Origin of the sequence: Pseudoalteromonas sp. PPB1, assembly GCF_015356275.1 — a bacterium.
GTDB classification, from domain to species: domain Bacteria; phylum Pseudomonadota; class Gammaproteobacteria; order Enterobacterales; family Alteromonadaceae; genus Pseudoalteromonas; species Pseudoalteromonas rubra_D.
Genome location: NZ_JACEQV010000045.1, coordinates 1 through 19,049, shown reverse-complemented (window position 1 = coordinate 19,049; position 19,049 = coordinate 1). Strand labels below are relative to the sequence as shown.

Genomic DNA, 19,049 nt, shown 5'->3' with positions numbered 1-19,049 from the left:
GGAATGACACAGCGCTGGATTATCCGCGCGAGCTGTGCATTCACGAATTGTTTGAGCAACAGGCCGCAGCGGCTCCGGAGCAGATTGCACTGCGCTTTGGTGAGCAGACTCTGAGCTATGGTGAGCTTAATAGCAGAGCCAACCAAGTGGCCCATTATCTGCGCGCGGAGCACAATATCGGACCGGATTCGTTAGTGGGCTTGTGTGTCGAGCGCTCGCTGGAAATGGTGATAGGGATTTGGGGTATTCTCAAAGCCGGTGGTGCCTATGTACCGTTGGATCCGAACTACCCGCAATCGCGTCTGGCTTATCTGGTTGAGGATGCGCGTTTAGATGTGGTGTTAAGTCAACAGAATGTTGCAGAAGGGATAACACTGGGGTATGCTAACGTCGTTTTACTGGACACACCAGAGTCACATAATCACGACATATTTTCAGCTTATCCTGCGCACAATTTAACGCGGGCAGAAACCGGCGTGTCGGCCCAGAGTCTGGCTTACCTGATTTACACTTCAGGGTCGACCGGCAAGCCGAAGGGCGTGATGATTGAACATGGCAATACCGTGGCAATGTTGCAGTGGGCGAAACAAGCCTACAGCGATGTTGAACTGGGCAAAGTGCTGGCCTCGACGTCACTGAACTTTGACTTGTCGATTTACGAGTTGTTCTTGCCACTGTGTTTTGGTTATCAGAGCGTGATTGTACAAAATGCCATGACGCTCGCTGAGCAGCAGTTAGACATCAGTATGATCAATACTGTGCCATCGGCGATGAAGGCATTGCTGGAAGTGGGCGCGGTACCTGAAGGGGTGAAAGTCATTAACCTCGCAGGTGAGCCGCTGACTGCGCAGCAGGTAAATCAGATTTTAGAGGCCTGTCCGGGTGTGGCGGTATGCAACTTATATGGTCCGTCGGAAGATACTACCTATTCAACAGCGGCACGTTTTACCACCGCATTGGATCAGGTGCCGGACATTGGCCGGGTAATCGCCAACAGCCAGGCGTATGTGCTGGGGAGTGCTCAGGAGCTGCTACCGACCGGCAGTGTGGGTGAGCTCTATCTGGGTGGTGCTGGTGTTGCACGGGGTTATTTAAATCGCCCTGAACTGACGGCCGAACGTTTTATTGATAACCCTTACTATGAAGCGGAGGGAGTTAATAACAGCAAGCGCTTGTACCGCACCGGCGATTTGGTGCGTTATCGCGAAGATGGTCATTTTGAATTTATTGGACGAATAGATGACCAGGTTAAGATCCGGGGCTTCAGGATTGAGTTGGGGGAAATCGAGCATCGCCTTAATACCCACCCGGATGTGGCGACATCCCTGGTGATGGCACGCGAACACAGCGATGGTGGACATTATCTGGTGGCCTATCTACAGCCTTGTCTCACATGTGAGACAAGAGAGGAAGTCGATAATGTGACACGGCAACAAGCCTGGTTAAGCGACGTGAAAAGTGCGCTGGAAGGCGACTTACCGGCGCACATGATCCCAGGCCAGTTCGTGTTGATAGATGAGTGGCCGCTGACGCCAAATGGAAAAATAGATAAAAAAGCCCTGCCAGCACCGCAAGGTATGTTGGCAGGTCAGGAATACATTGCACCGCAAAGTGAGACAGAGCATGCCCTGGTGGCAATTTGGGCGGAGCTGCTCGATCTGAACAAAGAGCAGATCAGTACCAGCGCCAACTTCTTTGAGTTGGGCGGTCATTCGCTCTATCTGATCAAGCTGGCGGGGGCAATTAAAACCCAGTTCGAAATCGAGCTGACATTACGGGAAATTTACGACGCTGCAGAATTAGCGGTCCTTTCGAAGGTAATTGAGAGCAAGCAGGCACAAAAATATCTCGAAGACAAAAAAGCCAATGAATCGGTAATGATGAGTGGAACACTATAATGATTGCACAATTAGTTAAATCGGCAGCAGACCAAGGCGTTTATCTGTATGCCAAAGAGGGCGCGTTACATTTTGACCTGACGGTGAGCGAATTTCCGGCCACACTGAAACAGGACATCATCGCAAACAAGGCAGAGATCATTGCATTTCTGTCTCATGCAGAAGGGACATCTGGCAATGCGCAGGGGCCGCAACCCGGACATTATCCGGATGGCTGTGTGCTCTCTTATACCCAGCAGCGCTTCTGGCTGCTGGAGCAAATGCAATCCGGGCAGAGTCAGTATAACATGCCAGTTGCGCTGAATGTGGAAGGCGCACTGGAGTTGACTTTGGTTGAGAAGGTGCTTAGCACCATAGTGACGCGTCATCAGATTTTGCGCACTGTCTATCGAGAGCAGGATGATGCAGTACGTCAGCATGTGCTTCCAGAGCACGATTTTACGCTGGGCTTTGTCGATCTCAGCGACAGTCAGGGAGAACAGCAGCAGGCACAGTTGTCACAGTGCCTACTTGAAGAAGCACAGCGCCCATTTGATTTGACTCAGCAGTTGTCTATCCGTGGACAGTACGTGAAACTGCAGGGAACTGGTCATGATCAGCGCGGTGTGTTACTGCTAACGCTGCATCATATTGCTTCCGACGGCTGGTCGATGGATGTGCTGATCAATGAGTTTGTGACCTTATACCGGGCTTTTGCGGCCGATCAGGTCAACCCGTTGCCTGAGCTGGAGTTGCAGTACGCTGACTTTGCCGTTTGGCAGAAAGACAGAATGCAGGGCGGCGAGTTTGAGAAGCAGCTGACATTCTGGCAGCAAACACTGGAAGATGCGCCACTGACACATAGCCTGCCAACCCAGCATCATCGTCCTGAAGTAAAGCAGACTCAGGGAGCGCATGTTACCGCTACGTTGCCAGCGTATGTGGCACAGCAGTTAGGCGCGGTTGCCAAACAGGCCCAGCTGAGCCCGTTTATGTTGATGCACGCTGTTTTGGGTGTAGTACTAAGCCGTCATAGCAATCAGTCAGACATTGTTATTGGCACGCCGGTGGCAAACCGTGCCGATGAGGCGCTTAGCCCGCTCATTGGTTGTTTCGTCAACACCCTGGCTTTGCGCCTTGATACCTGCCACAACACATTGGAAGCGTATCTCGCTCATGTACGTCAGGTACATATGAACGCACAGGTGAATCAGGATGTGCCTTTTGAGCAGCTCATTGATGCGCTGAACTTGCCACGCACTTCATCATACACACCTTTGGTGCAGATCATGCTGACCACCAATGATAAGTTTACTGATGGCAACGATGAGTCGGCCCTGATGGCACTGCCAGATGTGAGCCTGTCACCGCTGGAAGGCAGTCATCCGGCGATCAAGTTTGATCTGGAAATTGCGCTGAATATTAGCGACAACCAGGTTGAGACCATCTGGAACTATGATGTGGCTCTGTTTGATGCTGAATTTGTTGAGCAGCTGAGTGAGCACTTTAATAATGCCTTGATCGCGCTTGCGGATATGTCGCCTCAGACGCGTCGTGCCTTGCCACTAAATCGACTGTCTATTTTGGGTGACAAGCTGGAATCCTATTTGATCAACGGCCTGAATAACAATGCGGCAGATTATCCGGTCGATAAGTGTATTCATGAGGTGTTTGAAGAACAGGCGCTGCAAACCCCAGATCAGCTTGCCATTAAATTCGGCAACAAACAGCTGACCTATCGCGAACTGAATGAGCGTGCCAACCAGCTTGCGCACTTCCTGATCCGTGAATATCAGGTGACGCCGGATACCTTTATCGGCTTATGTGTTGAGCGCTCGCTGGAAATGATCATCGGTACACTGGCCATTCTTAAAGCCGGTGCAGCCTATGTACCATTGGATCCGGCTTACCCGCGTCAGCGCGTAACTTACATGATGGAAAACTCCGGCGTTAAAATTATCCTCTCTACCCATTTTATTATTGAGCAGCTGGATTTAACCGATTACCACAGTATCTGCATTGACGGCTTGGGTAATGAGCAAGTGGTGCAAACGTTTGTCGATTATTCGACCCACAATCCAAGAGAGCTGGTAGCTGGCCTGACATCTTCAAACTTGGCCTATGCCATTTACACTTCGGGGTCGACTGGCAAGCCAAAGGGTGTGCTGCTTGAGCACAAAGGGATAGTGAATATCGCGTTTAACCACCGTCACTATCTGAAAGTGGATGGACAAAGCAAAGTATTGCACTTTGCATCTATGAGTTTTGATGCCGGCACCTGGGAGTACGTGATGGCACTGCTGAGTGGGGCCACTTTGGTGATTGCCGACAGTGTTCAGCGTCTGTCTCCGGAGAGTATAGGTCAGCTGCTGCACAGTGAAGCCATTACTCATGTGTTATTGCCACCGGCATTCCTGGCCATGATGGAGTTTCGTGATGACTTGGCGCTTCAAGCGCTGGCAGTAGGGGGTGAAGCCTGTGACCAGGAAGTGGTTGAACAGTGGAGCGGTGCGTACCGGATGGTTAATGCTTATGGCCCGACTGAGATCTCCATTTGTGCTACCTGGGCAGAGTTACGTCCCGGACAGAAAGTTACTATAGGTAAGCCTCTGAAAAACACCAGTGCCTTTGTGCTGGATAGTAACCTTGCCTTGCTATCGCCGGGCGTGGTGGGTGAGCTGTACATCAGTGGTGTGGGACTGGCACGCGGTTACCACCAGTTAGCGGAGCAAACCGCAGAGCGATTTGTCTCTAACCCTTATTTCGATGGGCACAATAAATGTGTAACCGAAACCTTGTATAAAACAGGAGACCTGGTTCGATATCTGCCGGATGGCGAGTTGGAATATCTGGGTCGGATCGACCAACAGGTTAAGATCCGCGGCTTCAGGATTGAGATCAGTGAAATTGAAGGCTTGCTGGCCGACTGTCTTGATGTCGACGCGGCAGTGGTGACTGTTGCGACCAGTGCAACGGGTGCCAAACACTTAGTGGCGTATGTTCAATTGAACAACAAAAATGCCAAAAATAGTGTCTCTGGTCATGAAAATATTAATGATGATAAAGCGATTATCCAGCGCATTAAGACGGAGCTGGCCGACAAATTGCCGGATTATATGGTACCCGGGATGTTTGTTCCGGTCTCTCAATGGCCACTGACCAGTAACGGCAAGATTGATAAGCGTGCGCTGCCAGAGCCTGATTTAGCGGCTGTTGAAGGTGAATACATTGCACCTGAAACACACAGTGAACAACGCCTGGTTGCCATCTGGGCGCAATTACTGCATTTGCAGGAAAGTGAGATAAGCACCTCAGCCAATTTCTTTGCTTTGGGTGGCCACTCCCTGCTGGTTAGCAAGCTGGTCAGAGCGATTACATCGGACCCGGAATTACAGCTACAACAGATAGACATGCAGGACATTTTTACGGCGCAGTCACTGGCCCAGCTGGCCCAGCATATTGACTTGCTGCGAATGCAACAGCTCAATGCGCAGGCGGCAGACAGTATCTGCGATCAGGATTTAGTTGAGGATGGTGAGATTTAATGAATGTACATCAGGCTTTCGAGTTAGCGATATCACAGGGCGTTCATCTGTATGTCGAGCAGGGCAAACTCAAGTTTAAAGCAGCAAAAGGCAGTATGACTGATGAGTTGAGAAGCGCACTTAAGGAAAACAAAACTCAGCTTATTGAGCTGTTGAGCCAACAGGCAGCAAAACCAAATGCGTTAACCCAACCTACAGGCAGCATTCCTGCTCTGGGGTTAACACAAAGCGTTTTATCTTTCTCACAGACGCGATTGTGGTTTTTAGAGCAACTACGAGGGCCTTCGGCCGAGTACAATATCCCGCTTGCACTGGATGTGCAGGGTCGTGTGGATTTGGCGGCCGTAGAAGATGCATTCAACGATATTTTGGCGCGCCACACTATTTTGCGCTCCGGTTACTATGATTCTGAGGATGGGCCAAGGCAGACTATCCGCGATGATGTGGCGCTTAATATTCGCTGCATCGACTTGTGTGGCAGTGACGACCTGGCGTCAGAAGTGGCTGCACACATTGAGCACGATACTCTGGCGCCATTTGATCTGACAACAGATATGTTGTTCAGAGTGACCTATTTGTGTACGCATAAACACAGTGATGGCACACAACAGGGCGTATTACTACTGAATATGCATCACATAGTGTCAGATGGCTGGTCCATGGAAATTCTGACCCGCGAGTTTGTTCAGGCCTATCAAGCAAGAGTATCCGGGCACGTTGCGAACCTGGTGCCATTGCCATTGCAATATAATGATTATGCGCACTGGCAGCGCGAGCACCTGACTAAAGAGGCGCTTGCCGAGCAGCTCACCTACTGGCAAAAAACGCTGGCCGATGCGCCGGCGGTTCACGGTATTACCCCTGACTTTGAGCGTCCGGCGACTAAGCAGCTTTATGGTGCACTGGTACGCAGCGAGTTATCCGCGAGTCAGGCGCAGGCTTTACAACACTTAGCCCGTCAGCAGCAACTGACACCGTTTATGCTGATCCACAGCGCACTGGCTTATGTGCTGTCACGTCATAGCAACAGCAGTGATATTGTGATTGGTACGCCCATCGCCAACCGTGGTCACGCAGAATTAGAGGGGTTGATTGGCTACTTCGCTAATACGCTGGTGCTGCGGTTGAATACTGAGCAGGCCAGCCTCACAGACTACTTTGCGCATGTAAAATCCGTACACCTTGGCGCTCAGGCTAATCAGGATGTGCCTTTTGAGCAGTTGGTCGAAAAGCTCAATGTACCTCGCAGCGGTGCTCATGCACCGCTGTTTCAGATCATGCTAACCACTAACACGGATTATGGTGTCAGGGAGCAACAACTGGCACTGGATGGTCTGCAAATCGCGCAGCGCCCTGCCAGCAGTGTGACTACGAAATTTGATTTAGAAATAGAAGTGGCATTGAACGAGCAGGGCGTGGCGATAGAGATCACTTACGATACTGCTTTGTTTAGTGCGCAGCGTGTCAGCACTATTGCTAACCACTTAAATACCGTACTTTCGCAACTGGCAGCATTGACCCCGGCTGAGTTATCAGTCAAGCCCAATACCTTGAACCTGCTGTCCGACACTGAGCGACAACAACAATTGCTGGATTGGAATGACACAGCGTTAGATTACCCTCGTGAGCGTTGCGTGCATGAACTGTTTGAGCAGCAAGCTAAAGCCACGCCAGAAGCCATCGCGTTGCGCTTTGACGGACGCACCATGAGTTATGACACGCTCAACACCAAGGCCAACCAATTGGCTCATTATCTGCGTACTGAGCATGCGATTGGTCCGGACGCATTGGTTGGCTTATGCACTGAGCGCTCATTTGAAATGGTGATTGGTATCTGGGGGATCCTCAAGGCCGGCGGCGCTTATGTGCCACTGGATCCGGAATTGCCATCAGGTCGGCTGAACTATTTGGTGGAGGATGCCAGCGCCAGAGTGGTGCTGAGCACACAAGGGATCATTGAACAGGTATCGCTGGGCGATGCGGCGGTCATTGCGCTGGATAACTTCGACTTCGAAGCCAATCCGGGTTCGAATATTTCGGTTAGCGATATCGGCCTGACGGCACAGAATCTGGCTTATACCATTTATACCTCGGGCTCGACGGGTAAACCCAAAGGCGTATTACTCGAACATCAGGCGTTGCATAACCGCATCGACTGGATGGACAATGAGTACGGGTGTCAGCCGCAGGATAAAATCTTACAAAAAACCCCCTACAGCTTTGATGTCTCGGTATGGGAGTTTGTCTGGCCCATGCTTAAAGGGGCCGAGTTGGTGATTGCCAAGCCGGGTGGACACAAAGATCCGGCTTACCTCAATGAGCTGATTGTCGCAACTGGTGTGACCAAACTGCACTTTGTGCCTTCCATGCTGGGCGTGATGCTGGAACATGGCGACCTGGCCACGTGCAGTTCAATTGAACAGGTGTTTTGTAGTGGTGAAGCCCTGCAAATCAGTCATGTTGAGCAGTTTAAGGTATTGTTACCTACCGCGCAGTTGCATAATCTCTATGGCCCGACAGAAGCGGCCATCGACGTTAGCTACTGGGATTGCGCGATGCCCCATGGCAGCAGCATCCCCATTGGTAAACCTATCCAGAATATTCAGTTATATATACTGGACGATGCGCTTAACTTGTTGCCACAGGGCGCGTGCGGTGAGTTACACATTGGCGGTGAAGGCCTGGCAAGAGGTTACCACAACCGCCCTGAGCTGACCGAAGAGCGCTTTATCAATAATCCGTTTTATCCGCAAAGCGCCAGCAAACGCCTGTATAAAACCGGCGATCTGGTGCGTTTTCGTGAAGATGGCAACATCGAATACATGGGTCGTCTGGACCATCAGGTCAAGATCCGGGGTCAGCGTATTGAGCTGGGTGAAATCGAATATCACATTGGTGAGCATGAACAGGTTGATTCTGCACTGGTGATGGCACTGAGTGATGACAGAGGCAATCAGCGACTGGTAGCCTATGTTAAGCCGAACAGTGAGTTGACGGATGAGGCACAGCAGGCCCTGATCGCCTCAGTGCAAAGTCAGCTGAGCGAGTCGCTGGCCGATTATATGGTGCCATCGAATTTCGTGGTACTTAACGAATGGCCGCAAACGCCAAACGGTAAAATTGATCGTAAAGCACTGCCAGTACCGCAAAGTTTGGGCTATGAAGTTGAATATCTCGCCCCGGTTACTGAGCAGGAACAAGCTCTGGCAGCGCTATGTGCTGAGCTGTTAAATCTGGAACCTGGTGAAGTCAGCATGGCGGCTAACTTTTTCGAATTGGGCGGTCATTCTCTGATGGTGATGGAGCTGGTCAGCCGGTTGAAAAAGCAAGGCCTGAGTACGTCGGTGCAGGCACTGTTTAACGCTCGAGTGCTGGGTGAGATGGCCAAAACCATCACAGACGCGGCCCATCAGAGCGAGCCTGAATTACCGCAAAATGGCATTCCTGCACAATGTACCCAGATCACGCCGGATATGGTGACGTTAACCGCTTTAACTCAGAGCGAGCTGGATACACTGAGTGAGCGTGTTCCAGGTGGGGCCGCTAATATTGCAGATATCTATCCGCTGGCACCTTTGCAGGAAAGCATATTCCTGGTTCACAGTGCGACGGAAAAATCCGACCCCTATGTCACCACTATCACGCTTGAGTTTGACAGCGAAGCTCAGATTGACAGTTTCGTTGCGCGCTTTAATCAGATCATTGCACGCTACGACGTGCTGCGCACTATGGTGGCCTGGCGCGAGTGTCAAGCCCCTTTACAGGTGGTACTGCGTCATTGTGAGCTGTTACCAACCTGGTTGTCGTTCTCTGGTCAGACGGACGCCCGGGCAAAACTCGATGCCTATGTTGCCGAGGGTATACATCGTATGGATCTTGAGCTGGCACCTTTAGTGCAGTTGGAATTGGCTCATGATCCGGCCACGGATTCTTACTGCGGGGTGCTCAAAGAGCATCACATTTTGCTCGATCACATCTCCGTTGAAATGATCATGGGTGAGCTGGCCATGGATGAGCAAGCTTTTGCACAGCTGCCTGATGCTTTGCCTTATCGACAGTTTATCGCCCAGACGCTACACAATGCGGAGCAACTGGATAGTCGCAAATATTTTACCGATCAGTTGGGTGATATTGAGACGCCCTGCCATCCATTTGGACTGGACAGTACCCGCGCTGATGATTTGTACTGCAATGAATTACACCGTGAACTGAGCCAGCAACAATCTTCGCAGATCCGCACTCTGATGCAGCAACGCGGTATGAGCCCGGCGGCATTTTTCCATCTGGCCTGGGCCATGGTGGTGTCGGCCTGTAGTCAGAGCCGGGATGTAGTATTTGGTACTGTGTTGTCGGGCCGAATGAGTGGCCAGCAGGGCATTGAGCAGATGATGGGGATGATGATCAATACCCTGCCTCTGCGCGTGAATCTGGCAGGTGAAGCGGCGGATACTCTATTGAAGCAGGTCGATCAGGCCCTGCTCGGGTTGATGCCGTATGAACAGGCGTCGCTAACCCAAGCGCAGGCGTGCAGTGGTGTCAGTGGACAAACGCCTTTATTCAGTGCCATTTTCAATTATCGTCATTCCCGCCTGGCAGAAGCGCCAGCACAAGGGGGCGCACAAGCCATCGCTGCTAAAGAGCGTACTAACTATCCATTTAATTTATGTGTGGATGACTGGGGCAAGGCGTTTTCCTTCAACCTGCAAGTTGATCGCTCAGTTGACGTAAACGCAATAGGCGAGTATGTGACGTGCGCCATCGACCAGTTGCTGCGTGCGTTGCATGACGAGTCTGACACTCCGGTGGCAAAACTCAGTGTCCTGAACGAGGCACAACAAGATGCGCTAATGCGCGCGAATGTATTACACGCCGTCGACACAGACACAACAAGCAGCATTCAGGCTCGATTTGAAAGTCAGGCAGCCAAATTTGGCGAGCGCACTGCACTGGTATATCAGCAAGAGTCGCTGACTTATCACGAATTGAACGCGCGGGCCAATGCGCTGGCACACTATCTTATTGAAGCACACGATATCCGCCCGGATACGCTGGTAGGCCTCTGCGTGGGTCGTGGGGTCAACATGATTGTGGGCATACTGGCGATTCTCAAAGCCGGTGGTGCGTATGTTCCGCTTGATCCTAACTATCCGCAGGAGCGCCTCGACTTTATCTGTCAGGATGCGGGCGTGGCGCTGGTGCTGGGCGAAGATCAGGTGGCCGATGCGCTGGCACTTCAAGACACGCCTATTATCGACCTGAATCAGCTGGCATTGACGGGTTACAGCACGGATAACGTGCAGTTAACGACACATACTTCGGATAATCTGGCCTATGTGATTTACACCTCGGGCTCCACGGGTAAACCAAAAGGGGTGTTGCAAACGCACCGCAATGTCGGTCGCCTGTTTGATGTGACTCAGCCCGATTTTAACTTTAATGAAGACGATTGCTGGTGTGTGTTCCATTCCTTTGCTTTTGACTTCAGTGTCTGGGAGATCTGGGGCGCCCTGCTGTTTGGTGGCAAGCTGCTGATGCCAAGCCTGGATGAAGTCAAGGACAGTCAATTGTTTGTGGCTTTGTGTCAGCGTAACGCCCTGACTATTCTCAACCAGACGCCGAGTGCCTTTAAACAGCTCACCGAATATCTGGTGACGGCACAACAGGCCTTACCTTCGTTGCGCAGCATCGTATTTGGTGGCGAAGGGCTTACGCCAAGTCATGTTAGCCAGTGGTGGACGCACTTTGCACAGCAGCCAACTGAACTCATTAACATGTATGGGATCACAGAAACCACAGTGCATGTGACCTATAAACGTATAAAACCCAATGCGCCGATCAACATTGGCAGACCGCTGCGCGATCAGCACATCGTACTGCTCGATGATGCACTGAAGCTGGTACCTGATGGGTGCGCGGGCGAAATCTATGTCGGTGGTGCAGGTCTTGCTCTCGGCTATCTTAACCGCGAAGCACTCAGTGCCGAGCGGTTTATTGACAATCCATTCGACACCCAGCGTTACCCCTGGCTTGGGGAGCGTTTGTATCGCGCGGGTGATTTGGCCCGTTATGATGAAAACGGCGAGCTACATTATCTGGGTCGTCAGGACGATCAGGTTAAAATTCGCGGTCACCGTATTGAGCTGGGCGAAGTGGAAAATCGCATTGCTGAGCTGGCAATGGTGGACTCTGCTTTGGTGCAGGCTATGCCACTGGCGGATGACACGTTGCAACTGGTCGCCTATGTAAAAGCCGCAGAAGCCGATACAGATGAGACCTGGCTGAGCCTATTAAAAGCAGCGATCGGTGAGCAATTACCTGCCTATATGTTACCGGGCGCCATTGTTACCGTGACTCAGTGGCCACTGACAGCCAATGGGAAGGTCGACAGACGTGCGCTGCCAGCGCCGGATGCTGGACTGGGCGAGCAAACGTACGTTGCGCCGCGCAATGACACTGAATACACCCTGGTTGGGATCTGGGCGGATTTACTTAAACTGGAGCATGGTCAGGTCAGCGTAGAGGCCAACTTCTTCGAGCTGGGAGGACACTCTCTGTTGCTGATGAAGCTGCTGGCCGGGATCCGAACTCAGCTGCAATGCGAGCTAAGTGTTAAGGATATCTTTGCCGCAACGACCATCGCACAGCAGGCTGAACGTGTTGCACAGCAAACTGATGTCATGGTACAGCCACCCATTGTGGCGCAGCCGCGTGAAGACAATGCGCACCTGCCACTGTCGTTTGCTCAGCAACGCTTGTGGTTTATCGACAAGCTCAATGGCAGCAGTGCTGAGTACAACATGCCGGTGGCCTTTGATGTGGATGGCGTATTAGATCTGGATGCCGCCCAGGCTGCGTTGAATAGCCTGGTTGCGCGTCATGAAGCATTGCGCACGGTCTATCTGGAGCAGGACGCCGAGCCGGTTCAGCTGATCCGCAGCCACGGCGCGCTGACCCTGACTTTGCAGGATTTAAGTGAGCTGAGCGAACGCGCCAAAACAGACCGGCTTAACCAGCTGCTAAGCGAAGATGCGCTGACGCCATTTAAACTGGACTGCGATTTGATGCTCCGCGCTCAGTATGTCCTGCTTAATTATGCCGATCATCACCAACCTCAGCGTGGCGTACTGGCATTTAATATGCACCACATTGCCTCGGATGGGTGGTCGGTGGAGTTGTTGTCTAACGAGTTTATGGCACTCTACGAAGCGCTCGTCTCGGGCACTGAGGCTGCGTTACCACCTTTGGCTATCCAATATGCCGACTATGCAATCTGGCAGCGTGACTGGCTGAATAACGCGCAAGGCGGCGCCAAGGCACTGGAAACGCAACTCAATTACTGGCGCGAAACCCTGAACGATGCGCCGGCCGTGCATGGCCTACAACTGGATAAGCCGCGTCCGGAAGAAAAAGCGTTCAGTGCCAAAGGCTTCACTAGCTTGTTGCCAGGTACGCTGAGTCAGGGAATTAAGAGCTTTGCAGAAGCAGCCCGGATCACACCATTTATGCTGGTGCACAGCGCACTGGCCTATGTGTTGTCACGCCACAGTAATCAGCACGATATCGTGATTGGTACACCGGTGGCGAATCGTGCGCAACCAGAAGTGGCTGGCCTCATCGGTTATTTTGCCAATACGCTGGTGCTGAGAGTCAGTACTCGTCATCATAATCTGGGCGATTACCTTGAGCATGTCAAAGAGGCTCATATTGGTGCCCAGTCACATCAGGATGTGCCGTTTGAACAGCTGGTAGATGCCTTACAAATTCCACGCTCTACGGCCTATAGCCCGGTGTTTCAGATCATGCTGACTACCAATTCAGAATTTGCGTTGGCAGACAGTTCAGGGCAACAGTTGGCTGGGCTGGAGTTCACCCCCAGGCTGCCACAGGCCTGTACTACCAAGTTTGATATCGAAATTAACATTGACCTGGATGATGCCGGACTGACCGTTAACTGGTTGTATGACACTGGACTATTTAGCGAGCAGCACATTGTGGCGTTGGATAAACACCTCCAGGGCGTACTCAGGTATCTGGCGCGTCTCACTCAGGCACAGCTGGCCAATCCGCTGGATACGCTGCCACTGTTGTCAGAGCAGGAGCGTTATGAGCAATTACAGCAGTGGAATGACACGGCCCGGGATTATACCCGAGAGGTGTGTGTTCATGAGCTGTTTGAGCAGCAAGTTGTCCGCGCACCTCAGGCTACGGCGCTGCGCTTTGGCGCACAGACAATGAGTTATGAAACGCTCAACAGTAAAGCCAATCAGCTGGCCCACTATCTGCGCAACGAACATGGCGTGGGTGCGGATGCTCTGGTCGGACTGTGCGTGGAGCGCTCCTTTGAAATGGTCATCGGGATCTGGGGTATTCTCAAAGCCGGCGGTGCGTATGTGCCGCTGGATCCAGAGCTGCCCAGTGCCAGACTGGCATATCTGGTGGAAGATGCCCGAGCCAGCGTCGTGCTGAGTACCCAAGAGGTCGCTGCGCGTGTCGCGCTGGGTGAAGCGCAGGTTGTTGAGCTCGATGGCTTTGACTACGATGCTCATAGTGATACTAACATCTCGGTGAGCGATATTGGCCTCAGCGCAGGCAATCTGGCTTATACCATTTATACCTCTGGCTCCACTGGCATGCCAAAAGGCGTATTGCTTGAACATCAGGCGCTGCATAACCGCATCGACTGGATGGATAAAGAGTATGGCTGTGGACCTGACGACAAGATATTACAAAAAACGCCTTACAGCTTTGATGTGTCGGTATGGGAATTTGTCTGGCCCATGCTCAAAGGGGCTGAGTTGGTGATTGCCAAGCCAGGTGGCCACAAAGACCCGGATTACCTGAGTGACCTGATCGTCGAAGCAGGCATCACTAAGCTACATTTTGTACCCTCTATGCTGGGTGTGATGCTGGAGCATGGTGACTTGAGTCGTTGTACTTCAATCAAACAAGTATTCTGTAGTGGTGAAGCATTGCAGATCAGCCATGTAGAGCAGTTCCGGGCCGTGTTGCCTTGTGCGCAGTTACACAATCTTTATGGTCCAACTGAAGCGGCCATCGACGTCAGCTACTGGGATTGTTCTCAGCCTTATGGCAGCAGTGTGCCCATTGGTAAGCCAATTCAGAATATCCAGCTCTATGTACTGGATGACGCACTCAATCTGTTACCACAGGGCGCATGCGGTGAATTACACATCGGCGGAGACGGTCTGGCGCGCGGCTATCATAATCGCGCAGATCTGACCGAAGAGCGCTTTATTGCTAACCCATTTTATGATGACAGCGAAGCGGGTAGCAGCCAGCGTCTCTACAAAACGGGCGATTTGGTGCGTTATCGCAATGACGGCGTCATCGAATACATGGGTCGTATTGACCATCAGGTGAAGATCCGCGGGTTGCGTATCGAACTGGGCGAAATTGAGTATCACATCGGTGAGCACAGTGAAGTGGACTCAGCACTGGTGATGGCGCTTGAGGACACGCAGGGTAATCAGCACCTGGTGGCCTATGTGAAGCCGCATACATTGGGCGATGAAGCGTCTCAACAGGTATTGATCGATGCTATCAAGTCACAACTCGGTGACGCCCTGGTTGAATATATGATCCCAGCCAGTTTTGTATTGCTGGATGAGTGGCCACAAACTCCGAACGGCAAAATCGATCGTAAAGCGCTGCCTGCCCCGGAGCATGCCGGATTGGGCGGCGAGTATATTGCGCCACAAACCGATACTGAGTTGGCTTTGGTGGCCATCTGGTCTCAGGTGCTGGGCCTGGATGAAGGGCAAATTAGTACCCAGGTGAGCTTCTTCTCTCTGGGCGGTCAGTCTCTGCTGGTGATTAAGTTGATGAAAGACATCGAAAGTCGGTTTGACTGCACACTGACTATCAAACAGTTATTTAAGTACACCTCGGTGGCTGAGCAAGCCGTGCAGCTCGATGAGTTGCTGGCCGCTAAAGCACTAAAAGCTAAGTTAGAACAATCAGATAATGTAGAAAGGATTGTGTTTTAATGAAACCGCAACAGTTAGTAAGTCTGCTTCAGGACAAGTTGATTTTGGTGAGTGTCTCTGACGGGTCGCTCGTAGTCGAAGCTGAAAAGGGCGCAGTCACCGCAGAGATAGCGCAGCTGATCAGAGATAATAAAACACAATTGCTGGCTTATTTGAGTGACAGCGAAGCACAACCTAAGCGCGAGGCCGTTACGCCGCGCGCTGAGCAATATCAGACCTTGGCACCGCTGTCATTTTCACAGCGCCGGTTATGGTTTATCGACCAGCTGCAACAGGGTTCGGCACAATATAATATGCCAGCCCTGATGACAGTCACCGGGGAGCTGGATCTAGCGGTGGCTGAGCGTGCCTGTCAGGCCATTATCCGCCGTCATGAAATACTGCGCACAGTGGTGGTTGATGGTGAAAACGGAGCCCGGCAGCATATTCGTGACGAGGTGGCGTTTGCTATCGCCCACAGCGATTTGACCACACTGGAAGCAAGTGCTCGTTCGACGCAGCTCGAAGCCCTGATTGATGAGGAGCTGAATACCCCGTTTGATCTGACGCAGGATGTGATGATGCGGGCACGTTATATTTTGCTTGCAAATCCGGGTAGCGCGCAGCAAGACGGGGTGTTGCTGTTCAATATGCATCATATTGCGTCTGATGGCTGGTCAATTGAATTGCTCAGTCAGGAGTTTCTGACTCTTTATCGGGCGTTTGCACAAGGGGCAGAGAATCCTTTGCCTGAACTGGCCATTCAGTACGCCGATTATGCGCTGTGGCAGCAAACCTGGTTGCAGGAAAACGTACTGGAATCACAGTTATCATACTGGCAGGAAACATTAGCCGACGCGCCCTCGGTCCATAGCTTGCCGCTGAAACAACCGCGCCCGGAAGAAAAACAAACGGCTGCAGGGTGTCAGAGTTTTAGTCTTAACAGTACGCTAAGCCAACAGCTCACGACCGTGGCGCAGCGTAACGAGATGTCGCCTTTTATGCTGGTACACAGTGCGTTGAGCTGGGTGCTGGCACAACACAGTAATCAGCAGGATATTCTGATCGGCACACCGGTCGCCAACCGATTGCAAAGCGAACTGGAGCCGCTGATCGGCTTCTTCGTCAATAATCTGGTGCTCAGAACTCAAACGCAACACGCTACGCTCGGTGACTATTTTGCTCACGTGCGTGAAGTGCATCGGGACGCGCAGGACAATCAGGATGTGCCTTTTGAGCAGTTAGTCGAGCGTTTAAATGTCGAGCGCAGCCTGTCGCACGATCCGCTGTTTCAGATCATGTTGTCCATGGACAGTGACTTTGGGGTGAGCGATCAGTCTGATGTTGGACTGGACGGACTGCGCTTTGGGCAGTACGAGCGCGAGATTGTGTCGCTGAAGTACGACATAGATATTGACATTACCCCACAGGACGGAGGCTACGTGCTGCGCTGGACGTATGATCTGGCGTTGTTTGATGATGACTATATTGCAACTCTGAATCGTCATCTGATCCGGGCAATACACCTGTTCAGTAATAGCCTTACCAATAAGGCACTGGCTCAATTGAGTTTGATGGACACACAAGAGCAACAGGCCTATCTGGCAGATTTATGCGGGCCGAGCGTGACTTTGTCTGCGTTGCCGGTACACCAGCTCATTGAAACGCGAGCCGCACAATGTGACGCGCGCATTGCCGTCAAGAGCCATGAGGGCACACTGACTTATCAGCAGTTGAATGAACGCGCCAACCAGCTGGCCCATTATTTACGCGCCGAGCATCAGGTAGGCCCGGATACGCTGGTGGGTCTGTGTGTTGGCCGCTCGCTGGAAATGATGGTGGCGGTGCTGGCCATCCTTAAAGCCGGTGGTGCCTATGTGCCGCTGGATCCGGATTATCCGCAGGAACGTCTGGCTTACATGGTCGAAGACACCGGCTTGTCTGTGGTGCTGACTCAGCAAAAAGTCGCCGGGATCCTGAACGATTTTAACGCCACGGCTGTGCTGCTGGATAACGCCAGCCAGTTTGCAAACTATCCAATCAGCAACCCGGATGTGGCGCTGACCCCGGATAATCTGGCCTATGTGATGTACACCTCGGGCTCAACAGGTAACCCCAAAGGCGTGATGATAAGTCATCATAACCTGATCAACTTTGCCGCTAACTGTGAGCAACGCTACGAAATCACCGAAGCTGACAACGTGTTGCAGTTCTCTACTATGAACTTTGATATTTTCGTCGAGGAATGGCTGGCGACATTGACGCAGGGCGCCACTTTGGTACTGCGCGACGAAGACGTGTCGCTGAGCCGCGAGGCCTTTATCGCCTTCTGCGACAGCCATGCCATCAGCGTGGCCAGCCTGCCAACGGCGTTCTGGCATATGCTGGCGCTGAGCGAGGCGGAGCTTGAATCTCTGGCACTGCGACTGGTGATTGTCGGCGGTGAAGCACTGGACAAACAGTCGGTGGCTTCTCTTAAACCAGGCTTTGTGTTGCTTAATACCTATGGTCCGACCGAGACCACAGTCACCGCATCGGGCTATGCCATCAGCGGTGGTTACGATGACCCGCGGGCGGTGCCCATTGGCCGCGCCAACGTCAATACTGCGACTCTGGTGCTCAGCGAGCAGCTGACGTTATGCCCGCCGGGTGTTGTGGGCGAGCTGTATGTCAGTGGTCAGTGTCTGGCCAGTGGTTATTTACATCAAAGCGAACTCACCGCCGAGCGCTTTATTGATAACCCGTATTGTGATCCGGCTAACCCGGCACTGAGCGCGCGGTTATATAAAACCGGTGACTTAGTGCGTATCGGCGCAGACGGCGAAATCGAGTTTGTCGGACGCAGCGATGATCAGGTCAAGATCCGTGGTTTCCGGGTCGAACTGGGTGAGATAGAAACCCAGCTGATGAGTCATGAACGGGTTGAGTCGGCGGTGGTACTGGCTGAGGCCGGTAAGCAAGGTGGCAAGGTACTGCGCGCCTTCATTCAAAGTGAGCAAGACAGCAGCCTGATTGACGCACTGCAACAGCACCTGAGCGGCAACCTGCCGGATTACATGGTGCCGTCGGCTTATAGCTTTGTTAGTCAGTGGCCGCTGACGGCCAATGGCAAACTGGACAAGCGAGCACTGCTGGCCTTGCCAGCTAAAACGGTGGAGCAGCCTTATCAGGCACCGCAAACCGATGCCGAAAAAATGGTGGTCGACATCGTCGCGTCGCTGTTGTCGCTGGACGTCGATAAGGTGGGTGTCCATGCTAATTTCTTCGCGCTGGGGGGCCACTCATTGCTGATTATGCAGCTGGTCAGTCAGCTGCGCGCACGCCAGTATCAGGCTGACGTGCAGGCCTTGTTCAGGGCACACACGCTACAGGACATGGCGCGCCAGGTTCGGGCACTTGGGAGTGAGGAATCAAGTCGTGTGCCCGCCAATTTAATTCCGGCGGATTGCACTCAGATCACCCCGGAGATGGTGACGCTCACTGAGCTGGATGAGCAACAGCTCACGGATATTGGCCAGACCATCCCCGGTGGCATGGCCAATATTCAGGACATCTACCCGCTGGCACCGTTGCAAGAAGGCGTGCTGTTTGTACACACCATGAGTGAAGGGCAGGACCCGTATGTTACCAGCACCACGTTT

The 19,049-nt window shown here is 52.4% G+C and carries 4 protein-coding genes; all 4 read left to right on the top strand.

From position 1 onward, the window contains the following. On the top strand, positions 1-1,898 hold a 1,898-nt coding region (locus IY568_RS23755), incomplete at its 5' end, for a non-ribosomal peptide synthetase (protein ID WP_194868890.1). Then, on the top strand, positions 1,898-5,422 hold the full coding sequence (locus IY568_RS23750) for a non-ribosomal peptide synthetase (protein ID WP_194868889.1): 3,525 nt from the start codon (positions 1,898-1,900) through the stop codon (positions 5,420-5,422). The genes IY568_RS23755 and IY568_RS23750, both read left to right, overlap by 1 nt. Continuing rightward, positions 5,422-15,429: a non-ribosomal peptide synthetase gene (locus IY568_RS23745; RefSeq protein WP_194868888.1), complete on the top strand. Its 10,008-nt coding sequence runs from the start codon at positions 5,422-5,424 to the stop codon at positions 15,427-15,429. Before IY568_RS23750 ends, IY568_RS23745 begins: the two co-directional genes overlap by 1 nt. Beyond that, positions 15,429-19,049, top strand: a 3,621-nt coding sequence (locus IY568_RS23740) for a non-ribosomal peptide synthetase (RefSeq protein WP_194868887.1), incomplete at its 3' end; no start/stop codon positions are given. The genes IY568_RS23745 and IY568_RS23740, both read left to right, overlap by 1 nt.

What these genes read in the sequence shown, in the direction of transcription:
- IY568_RS23750 (WP_194868889.1), top strand. Translation starts at nt 1,898, where the DNA reads ATGATTGCACAATTAGTTAAATCGGCAGCAGACCAAGGCGTTTATCTG.
- IY568_RS23745 (WP_194868888.1), top strand. Translation starts at nt 5,422, where the DNA reads ATGAATGTACATCAGGCTTTCGAGTTAGCGATATCACAGGGCGTTCAT.